Consider the following 15808-nt stretch of genomic DNA (forward strand, 5'->3'; position numbering starts at 1 on the left):
CCTGTGCAGGCCATCTGGTAAAACCCCAGCTTCACCTTTGCCCAGGAATCTCCATGCCCTTTCGTTTTCTATCGCGCCTGAGCCTGCGCTGGTTTCCCCTGCTGTGCATGGCACTGTTGATCGTCGGCCTGCCCGTGGGCTGCGCGGTGCTGCAACACAAGGAGCGCGAGCTGGTGTTTCGCATCGAACCCGGCACCGCCAGTTGGTACAGCGGCTTGCCCAAGGCGGTGCAGGAATTCGAACTCAAGCCCGCCAGTTTCAAATCGGGGCAGAACATTCATGGCTGGTGGTACCCGGCAGCCAACAAGGACGCACCGGCGATCCTCTACTTGCACGGCGTACGCTGGAACCTCACCGGGCAGCTGTTTCGCATCGAGCAGTTGCACGCCCTGGGTTACTCGGTACTGGCCATCGACTATCGCGGTTTCGGCCAGAGCCACGGCGAGCTGCCCTCGGAAACCACGGTCTATGAAGACGCGCGCATCGCCTGGGAACGCTTCCAGGTACTGCAACCGGACCCCGGCAAGCGCCTGATCTACGGGCACTCACTCGGCGGCGCGGTAGCCATCGACCTGGCCGCCGAACTGGGCAAGCAAACGCCACTGCCGGTACGTGGGCTGGTGATCGAGTCCACCTTCACCTCCCTGGCCGATGTGGCCGCGGCGGTGGCCAATACCTCGCTGCCGGTGCGTTGGTTGCTGTCGCAGAAGTTCGACTCCATCGACAAGATCGCCGATATCCATATGCCATTGCTGGTGGTGCATGGCCTGGATGATCGCTATGTGCCGCCGCGTTTCAGCGAGCAACTATTTGAAGCGGCCCGGCAACCTAAACGCCTCTTATTGGTGCCGGGTGCCAGCCACAACAACAGCATGAGCCTGGCCGGTCGCAGCTATCGCCAGGCACTCGACAATCTGATGCAAGCGAAGATGCCCGCCCAGGTTGTCACCCACGCAACCGGCCGTGACAACGAGTCATAAATCCGTTTTTCGGCACTGGATTCGCGCTTGGCTGTCAAGCGCAAACCCTGCCCATACTGGCCCTCGCCGGCAGTTGATCAAATATTAACCTTTGGTTAAATCGCCAACCCTGCCGGGCGTTCGCAAAGTTATCCACAGAGATACCCACGGTTTTCGTGGACAACTCTTTTTATTTTTTTACGATTTTTTTGCTGATTAAACGATTTTTGGAAATGTACCCGGCAGCAGAATCTCGCGATTCACATCGCGTATATCGTTATAGCCACACAGCGCCATCGACACGTCCAATTCACGGGCGATGATCTCGAGCGCCTTGGTCACCCCTGCTTCGCCCATCGCGCCCAGACCATACAAATGCGGGCGACCGATCATGGTGCCCTTGGCGCCGAGTGCCATCGCCTTGAGCACGTCCTGGCCGGAGCGAATGCCGCCGTCCAGCCACACCTCAATGCGCTCGCCCACCGCGTCGACAATCGCCGGCAGCTGGCTGATGCTCGACGGCGCACCATCCAACTGGCGGCCACCGTGGTTGCTCACCACCAGTGCATCCGCCCCGGAATTGGCAGCCAGGCGCGCGTCTTCCACATCGAGGATGCCCTTGATGATCAGCTTGCCGCCCCAGCACTGCTTGATCCATTCCACATCGTCCCAGCTCAGGCGCGGGTCGAATTGCTGGGCGGTCCACGATGACAGCGAACCCATGTCCGCGACGCCCTTCACATGCCCGACGATATTGCCGAAGCCACGCCGCCGGGTACCGAGCATGCCCATCACCCAGCGCGGCCTGGTGGCCATGTTGAGGAGGTTCGGCAAGGTCAGCCTGGGCGGTGCCGACAGGCCGTTGATCAAATCCTTGTGGCGTTGCCCGAGGATCTGCAGGTCCAGGGTCAGCACCAGTGCGTCCACGCCGGCCGCCTTGGCACGTTCGATCAATTGCTCGACAAAACCACGGTCGCGCATCACATACAGCTGGAACCAGAACGGCTTGCCGACTTGTTCGGCGATGTCCTCCAACGAACAGATACTCATGGTCGACAAGGTGTAGCGCAGGCCAAACGCGGCGGCGGCGCGGGCGGTAAGGATCTCGCCATCGGCATGCTGCATGCCCGCCAGACCGGTGGGGGCCAAGGCAACGGGCATGGCCATGTCCTGGCCGAGCATGGTGGCGCGGATCGAACGTTCATCGATATTGCGCGCCACGCGCTGGCGGAATTTGATCCGGGCAAAATCGCTTTCATTGGCGCGGTAGGTGCTTTCAGTCCAGGACCCGGAATCGGCGTAATCGTAGAACATCCGTGGCACCCGCTTTTGCGCCAGCTTGCGTAAATCTTCGATGGTTGTAATCAACGACATCTAGGTCACCTCTCCCTGAACTGAGCGCAGAGAGTAACCGCCCCACGGGTGGGCAACCAACCATTGCGTTTATATCGACTGCAGACTAATCTCGCACAAACCCGCAAAAAAGCGCACAAACATGCACAACACCCATCACGCCATCGACCTGCCTTCCCTGCGCAAACAAAAGATCCTGTTACTGCTGGAACGCGACGGCAAAGTCACTGCCTCGGAGCTGGTGGAGCACTTCGCCGTGTCCCAGGACACCATCCGCCGCGACCTCGGCGAACTCGCCGCCGCCGGCCTGTTGCAGCGCGTGCACGGTGGCGCCCTGCCCCGGCCCAAGGACACCGGCAAGGACTTCTTCACCCGCGTCGGCGAAACCAATGAAGCCAAGCGTCAACTCGCGCAGCTCGCCGCCGAGCGCGTGGAAGACGGCCAGATCGTGCTGTTCGATTCCGGCTCCACCACCTTGCAGATCGCCCAGTCATTGCCGCACTCGATCCGCCTGACGGTGGTCACGCCATCACCGATGATCGCCATCGCCCTGGCCGACCATCGCGATGTGAAGGTGATACTTGCCGGTGGCCAACTCAACCCGGCCACCTTGTCCACCAGCGGTCACGAGGCGGTGCGCCTGATCCAGAGCATCAAGGCCGACCTGCTGTTTACCGGGGTATGCGCACTGCATCCGCAAGTGGGCATCAGCTCGCTGCATTTTGATGAAGTGGCGGTCAAGCAGGCCCTGCTCGACAGCGCCTCCCATGTGGTGGCGGTGACCATGGCCGACAAACTGGGTGCGGTTGAACCGTTTGTGGTGGCTCCGTGCAACCGTATTCACACGTTGATCACGGAGTGGCATGTGCCGAGTGTGGAGGCGTATGAGCAGTTAGGGTTGGAGGTGTTGCGGGTCGAGGTCGAGTAGGTACAGGGCATCAAATGGCGGTGTGGCTGGCAGGCTTTTTTTGTGGTGAGCGGGCTTGCCCCGCGCTGGGGCGCGTAGCGGCCCCTCATAAGGCCACCGCCATTATCCTGCCTGCCTGAACGCGGTGACTGGTTTAGGGCTGCTTCGCAGCCCAGCGCGGGGCAAGCCCGCTCACCACAGCAAGCCCGCTCACCACAACAAGCTCACTCACCCCAAAAAAGCTTGCTCACCACAGCAAGCTCACTAGCCACAACAAGCCTGCTCACCACGACAGCACCTTGGCCGCATCGCGCATGAAAATCTCGATGGTCTTGGGCCCCACGCCGTCAAATTCACCCAGGCGCTGTTCGAACGCCTGGCGGTTTTCGCTGGCACTGCGGATGTGGCTGATCTTGCCGGCGTACTCGGCGTTCAGCTTGGCACTCAGGTCCAGCAGGCGCTGCGCGGTGCTTTCGTCGTACCGCACGTAGTGGGCACGCCCCAACATCGCCACCAATTCCTTGGAGGTGCAATGTTGCAGCTTGCGCGCCGTATCGCGCCCCTCTTCTTCAACGATCACCTTGTAGGCCTGGGCCGCAATCAGCGCCTGGATGCGCTTGCCCATCAGGAAGCTGGCGACAAGCCACTTGAACAGGCTGGCGTCATCCCCAGGTTTGAGATCGATGCCCAGTTCAGCCGCTGAAATAGCCTTGGCCATGCTCAGTGCCCCAGCTTGCGCTCGGCCTTGTTCGCCTGCTCGTTGATGGCGTCGGCCTGGCGTTCGGTGTCCTTGATCGAGGTGGGTGTCAGCACTTTGTCGACGGTTTCGGTGCTGGGATTCGGGCGTTCCAGCGTCTGGCCCTTGGCGGCTTTATCAGTACCTTTTTGCGCCTGTTCGGAACTGATCGGGTCTGGGGTTTTATCGGCAGTCACAGTGAAATCTCCTGGCAGTTGAAGGCTCGCGAAAGCGGCGGGCACTTACGCAGCAGAGGCCTGTGAATGTCGATAGTTCAAGGAAATTGCCGCGGACAAACAGGAACAAAAAAATTTAAACCTTTTGCCCCGGCCTCGGCTCAACAGTCAGGTAACGGCATCCCGCCACTTTCAAGGAGCTCCATCATGACCACTCTGCTGATGAAACAAATGGGCCTGACTTTCGTACTGGTTGCCGGCGCAATATCCAACGCCATGGCCGCCACCTCCAACAGCTTCGTCGATGACGCAGCCCAAGGCGGTATCACCGAGGTGGAAGCCGGTAAACTGGCCCTCGAAAAAAGCAGCTCGGCCGACGTGAAGACGTTTGCCCAGCACATGGTCACCGACCATACCAAGGCCAATCAGGAACTGATGGCCCTGGCAAAAAAACTCGACATCGAAGTGCCGGATGACGCGGCCCTGACTGACAAGGCCAAGAAAGCCATCCTGGAACTGCGCGACGAATCATTTGACAAGGCCTACGCCAACAACCAGGTCGACGCCCATGAAAAAACCGTCGAGCTGTTCAAGAAGGAAGCTGCTTCCTCGGACAATGCCGAGCTGAAAGCCTTCGCCACCAAGACGCTGCCAACCCTTGAAGCCCATTTGAAAATGGCCAAGGAGCTGCAAGCCAAGCACGACCATTAATTCATTCCTGACTCAAGGAGACATTCGATCATGAGTTCGCAACTCAACGGCAAGAAGATTCTGGTCATCACCTCCAACACCGGCATCGAGCGCGACGAACTGCTCAAGCCCCTGGAAGCACTGCGCGGCTATGGCGCCACGGTGACCCACGCGTCCAGCAAAGGCGGCTCCACCCAGACCTTTGTCGGCGACACCGAAAAGGACAAAACCGTGGAATCCGACGTGCAACTGTCGGACGTGGCCAGCAGCGACTTTGACGCCCTTGTGATCCCTGGCGGTACCGTCAATGCCGATACCCTGCGCCAGGACGCGGCGGCGCTGCGCCTGATCAAGGACTTTGCCCAAGCCGGTAAAACCATCGCGGCGATCTGTCACGGCCCATGGACGCTGATCGACGCCGGCGTAATCAAGGGCAAGACCCTGACCTCGTACAAAAGCGTGCGCATCGACCTGGAAAACGCTGGCGCGGCCGGGTGGGTCGATACCGAAGTCAAGCAATGCCAGGCCAATGGCTGGACCTTGATCACCTCGCGTACACCGGACGATCTGCCTGCTTTCAACGAGGCGATTGCCCAGGCTGTCGCTGGTTGAACCGCCAACATTGAACGCAAACAGGCGCCTTTCGGCGCCTGTTTTGCTTTACCCCTGCCACTCAGCTTTTACGCTGCTCCGGCATCTCCCGCTTGGGCCCGAACATAGCCCATGCAATCAGGCCCACCAGCGGTACGAAGATCAGGATCACCAGCCATAAGCCCTTGGTCTCCCAGCCACTGGTGCTGCGCAATACGATATTGATCGCCCACAACTCCAACAGCAGCAGAATCACCGCCAACGCAATCCAGATATATTGAATTTCCATGCTTCACCTCCTAGGTCGTATGCGTTAGTTCAAGTATCGGCCGCGAGGGTTCATTTAAATTTTCCTGGGTGGTGGAATGCAACGTGCCCCCAGGCCGACCATGCAACCTGCACGACAGGCGCTCTCTGCAATCCTCTTCAACCAATTGAATTGAAAGGCCAATTTAAAATCGCTCAAGTTGGTACGCCTGATGCACCACTGCACTGGACGAGGCGTGCATATCGACGCGCCCTGAGTTTCCCGTGAGGTGTCACCGATGAATGCCATTGACCTGCTCAAAGCCGACCACGAACGCGTAAAGGCCCTGTTGACTCAATTGAGTGAGTCCACCGAACGCGGGGTGAAAAAGCGCACCGAGCTACTGGCCAAGCTGGAAGCGGAAATCAGCCTGCACACCAGGCTGGAAGAAGAAATCCTCTACCCGGCGTTCAGAAAGGCCGGCGGCAAGGAACAGGACATCATGTACCACGAAGCCAAGGAAGAGCACCGCACCGTCGACGCCCTGGTGCTGCCCGACCTGAAGCAGACCGAACCGTCGACCACCGAGTTTTCCGGCCGCGTCAAAGTGGTCAAGGAACTGCTGGAGCACCATATCGAAGAAGAGGAAACCGAGATGTTCCCCCAGGCCAAAAAGCTGCTGGGCAAGGCATTGCTTGAAGAGTTGGGCGCCGAAATGGAAGCCATGAAAGCGGCGCATAAAAAGTCGCAATCGAGCAAGCCGATGGCGGCTTGATCGAGGCAGGACCGGAGCCTGGAATTCATCCAGGCTCCTGATACATCTCCACGATAGGGGATAGCGTCATGAAGACCAGATCGTCCCAACGGATTGTGCTTATCGTCGGCCTGTCAGCCCTGCTCACCGGCCCCGCCCTCGCCGCCTTTGGCGATAACCCGGAACCTGCCGCCAACGCCTTGAGTGGCGACAGCGCCGCCGGCTCCGCCCTGCCACCGGGGACTTACCCCAGCAGCCCCTCGGACAGCGACAAAAAAACCAAGGATACCGCCAAACCGCCGAGCAAACCCGCCAGGCCGGCTGACACCCCTAAAGACGGCAAGGAAAAACCCCGCTCAGGCAGCTGACGGTTCATCCGCCACCGGCGGCTCGGGCCCTAGCCCCCAGTCGCCATGCTCGTACCAGTCATCCCCGAGCATCTCCGCCGGGTGCATGGTGCGGTCGGCGCCATTGCCGCAAGCCAGGTCGGTGGCGGCACAGTAGCGATCACAGCCCCAACAGATACGTTCGGGATGCTTGGGGTGCAGCGGGAAAGGCTTGGCCATGAGTCGACTCCCTGGCGACGAACACTCCCTGCAACCTACCGCCATCCAGCCTGTACAACCTTGACCGGCATCAAGCCTGGCCAAGATGAAATATCCTCGGAACTTGACAAGAATCATTATTATTTACTGCTGACCTTCCTAGACTCGGGTTCTCTCCCTCACCCGTCAGGAAGCCTCCATGCGTACCTCCTCTTTGCTGTCCCTTGCCCTGCTGCTGAGCACCTCCGTGGCAGTTGCCAAGGAGTACCCCATCGGCGAACCGCAACACTGCCCGGGCCTGGAAATCGGCGCGGTGTACCTGCAACCGATCGAGATGGCACCCGCCGGCATGATGCGCGCCACGGCCGATTCCGATGTGCACCTGGAGGCCGATGTACGCGCCACGGCGGACAACGCCCAAGGGTTTCAGGAAGGCAGTTTCGTGCCCTACCTCAACCTGTCTTTCACCCTGAAGAAACAAGGCAGCGACACGCCCATCAGCGGCGACTTCCACGCCATGGTCGCCAACGACGGGCCGCACTATGGCGATAACGTCAAGCTGCAAGGCCCGGGCAAATACACCCTCACCTTCAGCGTATTGCCGCCCACCGGCCACCACTCCCTGGGCCGTCATACCGACAAGGAAACCGGGGTCGCCCCGTGGTTCGAACGCTGCGAAGTGCACTACGAATTCGTCTACGCCGGCATCGGCAAAAAAGGCGGCTATTGATGCGCCGCGCCCTGTTGCTCGGCGGCCTGCTGCTAAGCGGTGCGGCAGTGGCGGCGCCGTTGCCCACCTATGAGTTGAGCCTGCAGGACGGCCACTTCGACCCGCCACAACTGGTGGTCAAGGCCGAAGAGCGTTTCAAGATCGTGCTCAAGAACATCGGCCAAGGCCCGGCCGAATTCGAAAGCACGCCGTTGCGGGTCGAGAAGGTGTTGTCTGCGGGGGTGACCACCTTTGTGGTGATCCACCCGCTCAAGCCGGGGTTGTACCCGTTCTTCGACGAGTTCAACCCACAGTTGCCCGAAGGCAGCATCCTCGCCGAATAGGAGCCGTTGATGAATCAATCGATGTTTATTGTCTGGCGTGAAAGCGTCGAGGCCCTGCTGGTGATCGGTATCCTGCAGGCCTGGATCAGCCGCCAGGCCGGCCATGCGCAACTTGCCCGCTTCCTCTGGGCCGGGGTGCTGCTGGGGTTGCTGTGTTCGGCCGGGCTGGCCGGTTTGATGCTGTGGGCCGGTGACACCATGACCGGCCCACAGGGCGAGTGGCTGCAAGCGGCGCTGACCCTGTTGGCCAGCGGCTTGATGGTGCAGATGGTGTTCTGGATGCACCGCAACGCGGCCACGCTCAAACACAGCCTGGTACGCGAGGCCGATGAGCGCCTGGCGCGCCAGGGCGGCTGGGGGGTGTTGTTACTGGCGCTGCTGGCGGTCAGTCGCGAAGGCAGTGAAACCGTGGTGTTTTTGTATGGCGCCGGGGCGCGCCTGCACGATGAGGCGCAAGGCCTGTTCGCCCTTGGCGGCCTGCTCGGTCTGGCACTGGCGGGGCTCACCGTGCTGCTGTTGCGCGGCAGTCGGCGCTTTATCTCCTGGTCACTGTTTTTCGCCCTCAGCGAGGCGCTGCTGTTGCTGCTCGGCGGCGCCTTGCTGATCGCGGCCGTGGACCGTATCAGTGGGCAACTGCTGGGCCTGGACATGCCCGAGTGGGCCTACGCCGCAGTCGGTGACAGCCGCTGGGACAGCAGCGCGCTGCTCAGTGACAGCCACGGCCTGGGCGCGCTGCTGGCCGACTTTGCCGGCTACCGCGCGGCCCCCAGCCTTATCACCGTGTTGATACTGCTCGGCTACTGGCTGTGGGTGGGCAACGGCCTGCGTCGCGCCCGGCACGCGGCATGAGCTGGTTGCAGCAACTGGGCGATGGCATGCGCCGCCATGGGCGCTTGATCCGTGCTGCGCAATGGGTGGTGGTGCTGGTCTACGCCGTGTTGCTGGTGCTGCCCGCCGTGCTGCCGTTGCCCGATAGCCAAGCGCGCATGGTGAACAACCTGACGCTGCTCGCGCAATTTATCTTCTGGGGGATCTGGTGGCCGTTCGTGTTGCTGTCGATGGTGCTGTTCGGGCGCCTGTGGTGCGGCGTGCTGTGCCCGGAGGGTTCGCTGAGCGAATGGGCCAGCCAGCACGGGCGCGGCCTGGGCATACCGCGCTGGCTGCGTTGGGGCGGCTGGCCGACCCTGGGCTTTTGCCTCACCACGCTCTACGGCCAGTTGATCAGCGTGTACGACTACGCCCAGGCAGCATTGCTGATCCTCGGCGGCTCGACGTTGGCGGCGGTGGCGGTCGGCCTGCTGTTCGTGCGCGGCAAGCGCGTGTGGTGCCGTTACCTGTGCCCGGTGAGCGGCGTGTTCGCCCTGCTCGCCCGCCTGGCGCCGGTGCATTTCGCCGTGGATGAACAACGCTGGAAAGCCAACGACGCCCCGCGCCTGCCGCTGCCCAACTGCGCGCCACTCCTGGACATCCGCCGCCTGCAAGGCGCCAGCGACTGCCACGCCTGTGGCCGTTGCAGCGGGCAACGCGGCGCGGTGCAACTGATCGCCCGCTCATGCAATCAGGAGATTCTCCACGCGCCCCATCAACCCGGCTCACCGTGGGATGCGCGCCTGCTGCTGTTTGGCGTGATCGGCCTGGCCATGGGCGCGTTCCAATGGACCGTAAGCCCGTGGTTTATCGCGCTCAAACAAACACTCGCCGAATGGCTGGTAAGCCGCGACTGGCTATGGCTGCTGCAAGACAACGCGCCCTGGTGGCTGCTCACCCACTACCCGCCACTCAACGACAGCTTCAGTTGGCTCGATGGCCTGTGCATCGTGCTGTACCTGGCTGGCAGCGCACTGCTGCTCGGCGGTGGCTGCTGGCTGCTGCTGCGCCTGGCCGCGTCTGTGGCCGGCGACCGCGCACTGTTTCGGCCCTTGGCACTGACACTCACGCCCCTGGGGGGTGCAGGGCTGTTCCTGGGGCTGTCGGCGACGACGGTGAAGTTGTTGCGCTATGAAGGGTTGGCATTGGCGTGGGTCCAACCGGCTCGTGCACTGATGCTGAGCGCCGCGATTGGCTGGTGCTTGTGGTTGGGGTGGCGACAGCTCCAGGGGCTTGGAACCCGGCGCCGTTGCCTCGGATGGTTGTGCGTACTGCTGAGTAATGGGCTGGTGGGCTATGGCTGGTGGTTGCAGTTCTGGGGGTGGGCTGGCTGATGCACACCGATCCAAATGTGGGAGGGGGCTTGCCCCCGATAGCGCCGGGTCAGTTAAAAAATAAGTGACTGACACTCCCTCATCGGGGGCAAGCCCCCTCCCACACTTTTTACCGAGTACACCAGACCCAGCTCCGGTCGGCTCTAAGGCCGCCGCGCTTCGGCTCTTGATCTAAAATCGCCCCGTCAAACACGCTGGCCGAACGCAGGCTTTGGAGCGTGGGTAACCCGGCAGGACGCCGGGTTAGCCGCGCTGGGCCAGGGATGGCCCATCGCGGCGGCCCACGCTCCAAAGCCGGAGTGAGGGCACACCGAGCCTAGGCGAGGTGCCGAGTGTTGGGGCGAAGCGTTTTTGGTTACTTTTGGCGCTCTTCCAAAAGTGACCCGCTGTAAGAGCGGAACCCTAAGTGGCCGTGACCGCAGCAACGGATATGTACTCAATCAAATCCAACGACATGGTCGGCCCGACGGCCGCCACGGAAACAAGCCCCCTCCCACAGTTTTGACCGCACCAGCCGAAGTTACACCTTGAACCGCGCCACCGTCTGATGCAGCGTCCCGGCCATCCCGGCCAGGTCGTGCCCCGCCGTTTCGGTATGTATCGCGCCCTGCAACACCTGCTGGGACAGGTTGCGAATGCCCACCAGGTTGCGATCCACTTCCCGCGCCACCAGCGCCTGTTCTTCGGTGGCGCTGGCAATCATCATATTGCGTTCGTTGATCTGCGAGATCGACCGGGTGATCTCGTCCAGCGCCTCTCCCGAGCGTTGCGCCACGTTCAAGGTCGCCTGTACCCGCTCGCTGCTGCTGTGCATGGCGGCCACGGCGTGTTCGGTGTCCTGGCGGATATTGCCGATCATCTGCTCGATCTCCTGGGTCGAGACCTGGGTACGATGGGCCAACGCGCGCACTTCATCGGCGACCACCGCAAACCCGCGCCCGGCTTCCCCGGCGCGGGCCGCTTCGATGGCCGCGTTCAACGCCAGCAGGTTGGTCTGGTCGGCAATGCTGCGGATCACTTCGAGCACGCTGCTGATGTCTTGCACGCGGCCGGCCAGTTGCTGGATACGCTCCGAGGTTTCCACCACACCGGTGGCCAAGGTATTGATCGACGCCACGGTTTCCTGCACCTGCGCCTGTCCACGCTGGGCGGTCTGCTCCGACAGGCGTGAGGCTTCGCTGGTGCTCACGGCGTTGCGTGCAACCTCGTCGACAGCGGCGGTCATTTCATTCACCGCCGTGGCGGCCTGTTCGATTTCCTGGCCCTGCAACTGCAGGCTGCTGCTGGTCTGGCCGCTGACTGCGCTCAACTCTTCCGACGAGCTGGCCACGCCGTCCACCGACGTGGCGATATGGCGGACCATCTGGTTAAGGTTCTGCTGCATCTGGTGCAGGTTGCGCATCACACTGCCGTCGATACTGTTGCCCAACGGCACCTCGAGGGTCAGGTCGCCCTCGGCGATATGACTCAACACCCGCGCCACCTCATCCGGCTCGCCGCCCAGCGGGCGGGTGACGCTGCGCGTGACGATCACCGCCGCCGCCGCCACCAGGGCCAGGCACAGCAGGAACAGCCCGAGCATGGTGCCTCGCGCCTCGTCATACAGGGTTTGCGCCGCCTGCTGACGCTCGGCGAACAGCCGCCCCTGCATGGCCATCAGCGCATCCAGGCTCTTGAACACCTCAAGCTCGGCCGGGATCACCTGCTGTTTGAGCTGGGCCAGGCCCTGCTCGCGCGCCCCTTGCCGGATCAGCGCCTGCACCTGGGTGAAGGCCGCCACGTAGGCTTCGCGGTGGGTTTTCAAGGTGGCATAGGCGGCCTTGCCTTCGGCGGTGTCGAGCAGCGGCTCGAGGGTGGCGAACGCCTGGGTGATGCGCTCGCGCGTGGTGCCGATGGAGGCCTGGGCCTGTTGGTTATCCTGGTCGATCAGCAGGTCGCGGGTGTTGCGCCCGTTATCGCGCACCCCGGTGGCGATCACCATGATCGGCGCAATTCTGGGCCAGTCCTGCTGCACGATCTGCTCGGACTGCTGCTTGAGGGTCGCCAGGTCGTGAAGGGCGTAAAACACCAAGCCGACCAGCGCCAGCGGCGCAATCGCGAAGCCGACGACAATGCGTTGTGCCGTGGTTAATTGCTTCATTGTGATAGTCCCTGATGAAAACCTGCCCGTCATGGGCAGCATCTATAAAAATCCGCTTGAGGGCGCCGATCACCCTCGCAATACAAAAGCAGGAAACAACTCGCGCAATCGGCTCCATAACTCCGGCAAGGCAGCCTGTGCCGGAGAACTCGACAATTGCGCATCGAGCATGCTGGCCGTGCGCACCATTTGCACCGCAAAGCGTTGCACGCCGTTGGCTTGCAAACGCTGGGCCAGCAACAGCAACCGAGGCGGGTCGATCAAATGCCAATGCACCGTGGTGCGGCACTCGTACTCGACGCCGCTGGCCAACAGGGTGTCGAGGCTGCGCCAGTTGGCGGCGCCGCTGTGCTTGACCTGGGTAATCAACTGGCAATCCTCGGCCAGCGCCTTGACGTCAAAGCCGACCCAATCGGCATGCCGCAACGCATTGGCAAACCCTGCCGGCTTGATCCCGGCGCTGTGCAGGCCGACGCGAAACCCCATCGCCCGCACTTCATCCATGGCCGCCGGCAAGCCTTCCTGCAAGGTCGGCTCGCCACCGCTGAACACCACGGCGTCGAGCAAGTCCTTGCGCCGCTGCAAAAACAGCAACACCCGGCGCCAATCCACCTCCGTGCTACCGCGCGGCGGGATCAGGTCCGGGTTGTGGCAGTAACGACAGCGCCACGCACAGCCCTGGCAAAACAGCACACAGGCGAGCATGCCGGGGTAGTCGAGGGTGGTCAGGGGCACCAGGCCCCCGACCCGTAGCGCTCGACTCATTGGCGCCCGGCCACGGCGGCCGTTTCAGTGAAATGCACCCGTTCCTTGTGCTCGGATTGTTTGCCGGGATTGAACGCCGACACGGGCCGGTGATAGCCCATCACCCGGGTCCAGACTTCGCAGCGCTGACGTTGTGGCTGGGATGCTTGCATGGTGAATCTCCTTGCGGGTTGGAAGATCGGTTCAGTGCGCAGCGGCCAGTGCCAGCACTTCATCGCACTTGGGACAGAACTCATGCTCACCGGCGAGGTAACCGTGCACCGGGCAGATCGAGAACGTCGGGGTGATCGTCAGGTACGGCAAACGGAAACGCCCCAACGCCTTGCGCACCAGTTGCTTGCAGGCCTGGGTCGAGGAAATCTGCTCGGCCATGTACAGGTGCAACACGGTGCCGCCGGTGTACTTGCATTGCAGTTCGTCTTGCAGCTCCAGGGCTTCGAAGGGGTCTTGGGTAAAGCCCACCGGCAGTTGCGAGGAGTTGGTGTAGTACGGCGCGACGTCGCTGCCGGCCTGCAGGATGTCCGGGTAGCGCTTGCGGTCTTCCTTGGCGAAGCGGTAGGTGGTGCCTTCCGCCGGGGTGGCTTCGAGGTTGTAGAGGTGGCCGGTGTCTTCCTGGAAGCGCAGCAACGTAGCGCGCACATGGTCGAGCAGCTTGAGGGCAAATGCGCGGCCTTCCTCGGTGTGCATGCCCTGCTCGTCGCCGGTGAAATTGCGCAGCATCTCGTGCATGCCGTTGAGGCCGATGGTGGAGAAGTGATTGCGCAAGGTGCCGAGGTAACGCTTGGTGTACGGGTACAAACCGGCGTCCATATGGTGCTGGATCACCTTGCGCTTGACCTCCAGGCTTTCCATGGCCATGTCCATCAGGCTGTCCAGGCGTTGCAACAGGCCCGAGGTGTCGCCCTTGAACAGGTAGCCGAGGCGCGCGCAGTTGATCGTCACCACGCCCAGGCTGCCGGTCTGCTCCGCCGAACCGAACAACCCACCGCCGCGCTTGAGCAGCTCGCGCACGTCCAATTGCAGGCGGCAGCACATCGAGCGCACCTGGTTGGGTTGCATATCGGAATTGAGGAAGTTCTGGAAATACGGCAGGCCGTAGCGCGCGGTCATCTCGAACAGGCGGTCGGCGTTCTCGCTGTCCCAGGGGAAATCGTGGGTGATGTTGTAGGTGGGAATCGGGAAGGTGAAGACCCGGCCCTTGGCATCGCCGGCCTGCATCACTTCGATGTAGGCGCGGTTGATCAGCGCCATTTCCGCTTGCAGATCGCCATAGGCAAACGGCATTTCCTCACCACCGATCACCGGCACCTGCTCGCGCAGATCCTCCGGGCACACCCAGTCGAAGGTCAGGTTGGTAAACGGCGTCTGAGTGCCCCAGCGCGACGGCACGTTGAGGTTGTAGATGAACTCCTGCACCGCCTGGCGCACCTCGGCGTAACTCAGTTGGTCCTTGCGCACATAGGGCGCCAGGTAGGTATCGAACGAGCTGAACGCCTGGGCGCCGGCCCATTCGTTTTGCAGGGTGCCGAGGAAGTTGACCATCTGCCCCAGGGCGCTGCTCAAGTGCTTGGGCGGCCCCGCTTCGACACGGCCCGGCACGCCATTGAGGCCTTCGTGCAGCAGCGAACGCAGCGACCAGCCGGCGCAATACCCGGCGAGCATGTCGAGGTCATGGATATGCAGATCCGCCTCACGATGCGCGCGGCCGATCTGCTGGCTGTAGACCTCGTCGAGCCAGTAATTGGCGGTGACCTTGCCCGACACGTTCAACACCAGCCCCCCCAGGGAGTAGCCCTGGTTGGCATTGGCTTGCACGCGCCAGTCTTCGCGGTCGAGGTATTCGTTCATCGAGGTGGCGACTTCCACCAGGGTCTTGCGGTCGCGACGCAGGCGGCCGTGTTGTTCGCGGTAGACGATATAGGCGCGCATGGAGAGGAAGTAGCCGGCGTCCATCAGTACGCGTTCGACGCTGTCCTGGATTTGTTCGACGTCCAGGTGTTCGATGCCCCTCAGGCGGGCCAGGACAGCGCCCAGTAACAGGTCGACGTCGGCCTCCTGGTACTCGCCGGTGGCGGTACCGGCGGCGGTCAGGGCGTGGTGGATTTTTTCGGCGTTGAAGGGGACCAGGCTGCCGTCGCGTTTGTGTAGGCGGGTGCTGACCAGCGGGGTGAGCGTGTTTTGCATTTTCCGGGCTCCAGGCACTACATATAGATGTTTTTAGTCTTTAAGACACAATATGCAGTGAGGTTACGGAGAATGGGGTGGGGGTCCCTTGATCGGGGTCAAGGTTTTTTGATTGGGTACATATCCGTTATTTAGGTAACGGCGGCCTATGGTTCCGCTCTTACAGCGGGTCACTTTGGAAAAGCCCCAAAGTAACCAAAGGGCTCTTGCCCCAACACTCGGCACCTCGCCTAGGCTCGGTGTGCCCGAACGAAGGCTTGAATCCGTGGGCCGCCGTCATGGGCCATCCTTGGCCCATGACGGCTAACCCGGCGTCCTGCCGGGTTACCCACGGATTCAAGCCTGCGTTCGGCCAGCGTGTTTGACGGGGCGCCTAGGATCAAGATCAAAAGCCAGAGCAAAAGCAGAGCAAAAGCAGGCTGAGGTCTGCCTGCTGGATGGAGATCCAAATGTGGGAGGGGGCTTGCCCCCGATGAGGGTGGGTCAGTGATACTTGGGTTGACTGAC

19 protein-coding genes are annotated in these 15808 nt (G+C 62.0%); 10 read left to right on the plus strand and 9 right to left on the minus strand.

The window, feature by feature from the left end; genetic code table 11:
• The first annotated feature begins 53 nt into the window (after positions 1–53).
• Positions 54–980: an alpha/beta hydrolase gene (locus tag V3W40_RS06100; protein WP_141606622.1), complete on the plus strand. Its 927-nt coding sequence runs from the start codon at positions 54–56 to the stop codon at positions 978–980.
• A gap of 195 nt (positions 981–1175) precedes the next feature.
• On the opposite strand, the gene V3W40_RS06105 is transcribed toward V3W40_RS06100, so the two are convergent.
• On the minus strand, positions 1176–2333 hold the full coding sequence (locus V3W40_RS06105) for an alpha-hydroxy acid oxidase (RefSeq protein ID WP_065927201.1): 1158 nt from the start codon (positions 2331–2333) through the stop codon (positions 1176–1178).
• Between the two features lie 121 nt (positions 2334–2454).
• On the opposite strand from V3W40_RS06105, the gene V3W40_RS06110 reads away from it, so the two are divergent.
• A complete protein-coding gene (locus tag V3W40_RS06110) occupies positions 2455–3240 on the plus strand; it encodes a DeoR/GlpR family DNA-binding transcription regulator (protein WP_330214640.1) in 786 nt (261 codons plus the stop codon).
• Positions 3241–3502: 262 nt separating this feature from the next.
• On the opposite strand, the gene V3W40_RS06115 is transcribed toward V3W40_RS06110, so the two are convergent.
• Complete coding sequence (locus V3W40_RS06115; protein ID WP_141606624.1) at positions 3503–3937, minus strand: DNA methylase; 435 nt, start codon at positions 3935–3937, stop codon at positions 3503–3505.
• A gap of 2 nt (positions 3938–3939) precedes the next feature.
• Positions 3940–4152, minus strand: coding sequence for a hypothetical protein (locus tag V3W40_RS06120; protein ID WP_141606625.1), 213 nt, complete (start codon positions 4150–4152; stop codon positions 3940–3942).
• A 186-nt stretch (positions 4153–4338) separates the two neighbouring features.
• Here V3W40_RS06120 and V3W40_RS06125 point away from each other — a divergent pair, with 186 nt between their 5' ends.
• Together V3W40_RS06125 and V3W40_RS06130 are read left to right on the plus strand one after the other, a co-directional pair.
• The gene (locus V3W40_RS06125; RefSeq protein WP_065927205.1) at positions 4339–4842 is read left to right on the plus strand and encodes a DUF4142 domain-containing protein; all 504 of its coding nucleotides are present in this window, start codon (positions 4339–4341) and stop codon (positions 4840–4842) included.
• A 30-nt stretch (positions 4843–4872) separates the two neighbouring features.
• Complete coding sequence (locus V3W40_RS06130; RefSeq protein ID WP_065927206.1) at positions 4873–5433, plus strand: type 1 glutamine amidotransferase domain-containing protein; 561 nt, start codon at positions 4873–4875, stop codon at positions 5431–5433.
• A gap of 61 nt (positions 5434–5494) precedes the next feature.
• Here the strand turns inward: V3W40_RS06130 and V3W40_RS06135 are convergent, their stop codons facing one another.
• Entirely contained in the window at positions 5495–5701 is a 207-nt protein-coding gene (locus V3W40_RS06135; RefSeq protein WP_027607158.1) for a PLD nuclease N-terminal domain-containing protein, read from the minus strand.
• 256 nt (positions 5702–5957) lie between these two features.
• Between V3W40_RS06135 and V3W40_RS06140 the strand changes: the two genes are divergently transcribed.
• Together V3W40_RS06140 and V3W40_RS06145 are read left to right on the plus strand one after the other, a co-directional pair.
• Positions 5958–6434 carry a hemerythrin domain-containing protein gene (locus V3W40_RS06140; protein ID WP_027607159.1) on the plus strand — a complete coding sequence of 159 codons (477 nt, stop codon included), beginning with the start codon at positions 5958–5960 and terminating at the stop codon, positions 6432–6434.
• 68 nt (positions 6435–6502) lie between these two features.
• On the plus strand, positions 6503–6781 hold the full coding sequence (locus V3W40_RS06145; RefSeq protein ID WP_092485507.1) for a hypothetical protein: 279 nt from the start codon (positions 6503–6505) through the stop codon (positions 6779–6781).
• Here V3W40_RS06145 and V3W40_RS06150 read toward each other — a convergent pair.
• On the minus strand, positions 6770–6979 hold the full coding sequence (locus tag V3W40_RS06150) for a DUF3079 domain-containing protein (protein WP_092485510.1): 210 nt from the start codon (positions 6977–6979) through the stop codon (positions 6770–6772). The genes V3W40_RS06145 and V3W40_RS06150 overlap by 12 nt on opposite strands.
• Positions 6980–7157: 178 nt before the next feature.
• On the opposite strand from V3W40_RS06150, the gene V3W40_RS06155 reads away from it, so the two are divergent.
• From V3W40_RS06155 to V3W40_RS06170, 4 genes are read left to right on the plus strand one after another with little or no spacing between them, the layout of a single operon-like run.
• Entirely contained in the window at positions 7158–7688 is a 531-nt protein-coding gene (locus V3W40_RS06155; protein WP_330214641.1) for an iron transporter, read from the plus strand.
• Entirely contained in the window at positions 7688–8011 is a 324-nt protein-coding gene (locus V3W40_RS06160) for a cupredoxin domain-containing protein (protein WP_137212131.1), read from the plus strand. Before V3W40_RS06155 ends, V3W40_RS06160 begins: the two co-directional genes overlap by 1 nt.
• A gap of 9 nt (positions 8012–8020) precedes the next feature.
• A complete protein-coding gene (locus V3W40_RS06165) occupies positions 8021–8860 on the plus strand; it encodes an FTR1 family iron permease (protein ID WP_330214642.1) in 840 nt (279 codons plus the stop codon).
• A complete protein-coding gene (locus V3W40_RS06170; RefSeq protein ID WP_330214643.1) occupies positions 8857–10212 on the plus strand; it encodes a 4Fe-4S binding protein in 1356 nt (451 codons plus the stop codon). Before V3W40_RS06165 ends, V3W40_RS06170 begins: the two co-directional genes overlap by 4 nt.
• Positions 10213–10732: 520 nt before the next feature.
• On the opposite strand, the gene V3W40_RS06175 is transcribed toward V3W40_RS06170, so the two are convergent.
• The 4 genes from V3W40_RS06175 to V3W40_RS06190 form a co-directional block, all read right to left on the minus strand.
• Positions 10733–12352: a methyl-accepting chemotaxis protein gene (locus V3W40_RS06175; RefSeq protein WP_330214644.1), complete on the minus strand. Its 1620-nt coding sequence runs from the start codon at positions 12350–12352 to the stop codon at positions 10733–10735.
• A 69-nt stretch (positions 12353–12421) separates the two neighbouring features.
• Positions 12422–13117 carry an anaerobic ribonucleoside-triphosphate reductase activating protein gene (locus V3W40_RS06180; RefSeq protein WP_065927214.1) on the minus strand — a complete coding sequence of 232 codons (696 nt, stop codon included), beginning with the start codon at positions 13115–13117 and terminating at the stop codon, positions 12422–12424.
• Complete coding sequence (nrdD, locus tag V3W40_RS06185; RefSeq protein WP_049712898.1) at positions 13114–13269, minus strand: anaerobic ribonucleoside-triphosphate reductase; 156 nt, start codon at positions 13267–13269, stop codon at positions 13114–13116. The genes V3W40_RS06180 and nrdD overlap by 4 nt, the downstream gene beginning before the upstream one ends.
• 31 nt (positions 13270–13300) lie before the next feature.
• Entirely contained in the window at positions 13301–15301 is a 2001-nt protein-coding gene (locus tag V3W40_RS06190; RefSeq protein WP_330214645.1) for a ribonucleoside triphosphate reductase, read from the minus strand.
• Between the last annotated feature and the right edge of the window lie 507 nt (positions 15302–15808).

Source organism: Pseudomonas sp. AM8, assembly GCF_036346475.1.
GTDB lineage: Bacteria > Pseudomonadota > Gammaproteobacteria > Pseudomonadales > Pseudomonadaceae > Aquipseudomonas > Aquipseudomonas marginalis.

Bases quoted from the DNA above. Each gene is read 5' to 3' on its own strand.
- V3W40_RS06140 (WP_027607159.1), top strand. From the start codon at position 5,958: ATGAATGCCATTGACCTGCTCAAAGCCGACCACGAACGCGTAAAGGCC.
- V3W40_RS06110 (WP_330214640.1), top strand. From the start codon at position 2,455: ATGCACAACACCCATCACGCCATCGACCTGCCTTCCCTGCGCAAACAA.
- V3W40_RS06160 (WP_137212131.1), top strand. From the start codon at position 7,688: ATGCGCCGCGCCCTGTTGCTCGGCGGCCTGCTGCTAAGCGGTGCGGCA.
- V3W40_RS06115 (WP_141606624.1), bottom strand. From the start codon at position 3,937: ATGGCCAAGGCTATTTCAGCGGCTGAACTGGGCATCGATCTCAAACCT.
- V3W40_RS06180 (WP_065927214.1), bottom strand. From the start codon at position 13,117: ATGAGTCGAGCGCTACGGGTCGGGGGCCTGGTGCCCCTGACCACCCTC.
- V3W40_RS06150 (WP_092485510.1), bottom strand. From the start codon at position 6,979: ATGGCCAAGCCTTTCCCGCTGCACCCCAAGCATCCCGAACGTATCTGT.
- nrdD (WP_049712898.1), bottom strand. From the start codon at position 13,269: ATGCAAGCATCCCAGCCACAACGTCAGCGCTGCGAAGTCTGGACCCGG.
- V3W40_RS06130 (WP_065927206.1), top strand. From the start codon at position 4,873: ATGAGTTCGCAACTCAACGGCAAGAAGATTCTGGTCATCACCTCCAAC.
- V3W40_RS06125 (WP_065927205.1), top strand. From the start codon at position 4,339: ATGACCACTCTGCTGATGAAACAAATGGGCCTGACTTTCGTACTGGTT.
- V3W40_RS06145 (WP_092485507.1), top strand. From the start codon at position 6,503: ATGAAGACCAGATCGTCCCAACGGATTGTGCTTATCGTCGGCCTGTCA.
- V3W40_RS06105 (WP_065927201.1), bottom strand. From the start codon at position 2,333: ATGTCGTTGATTACAACCATCGAAGATTTACGCAAGCTGGCGCAAAAG.
- V3W40_RS06175 (WP_330214644.1), bottom strand. From the start codon at position 12,352: ATGAAGCAATTAACCACGGCACAACGCATTGTCGTCGGCTTCGCGATT.
- V3W40_RS06155 (WP_330214641.1), top strand. From the start codon at position 7,158: ATGCGTACCTCCTCTTTGCTGTCCCTTGCCCTGCTGCTGAGCACCTCC.
- V3W40_RS06165 (WP_330214642.1), top strand. From the start codon at position 8,021: ATGAATCAATCGATGTTTATTGTCTGGCGTGAAAGCGTCGAGGCCCTG.
- V3W40_RS06190 (WP_330214645.1), bottom strand. From the start codon at position 15,301: ATGCAAAACACGCTCACCCCGCTGGTCAGCACCCGCCTACACAAACGC.
- V3W40_RS06100 (WP_141606622.1), top strand. From the start codon at position 54: ATGCCCTTTCGTTTTCTATCGCGCCTGAGCCTGCGCTGGTTTCCCCTG.
- V3W40_RS06135 (WP_027607158.1), bottom strand. From the start codon at position 5,701: ATGGAAATTCAATATATCTGGATTGCGTTGGCGGTGATTCTGCTGCTG.
- V3W40_RS06170 (WP_330214643.1), top strand. From the start codon at position 8,857: ATGAGCTGGTTGCAGCAACTGGGCGATGGCATGCGCCGCCATGGGCGC.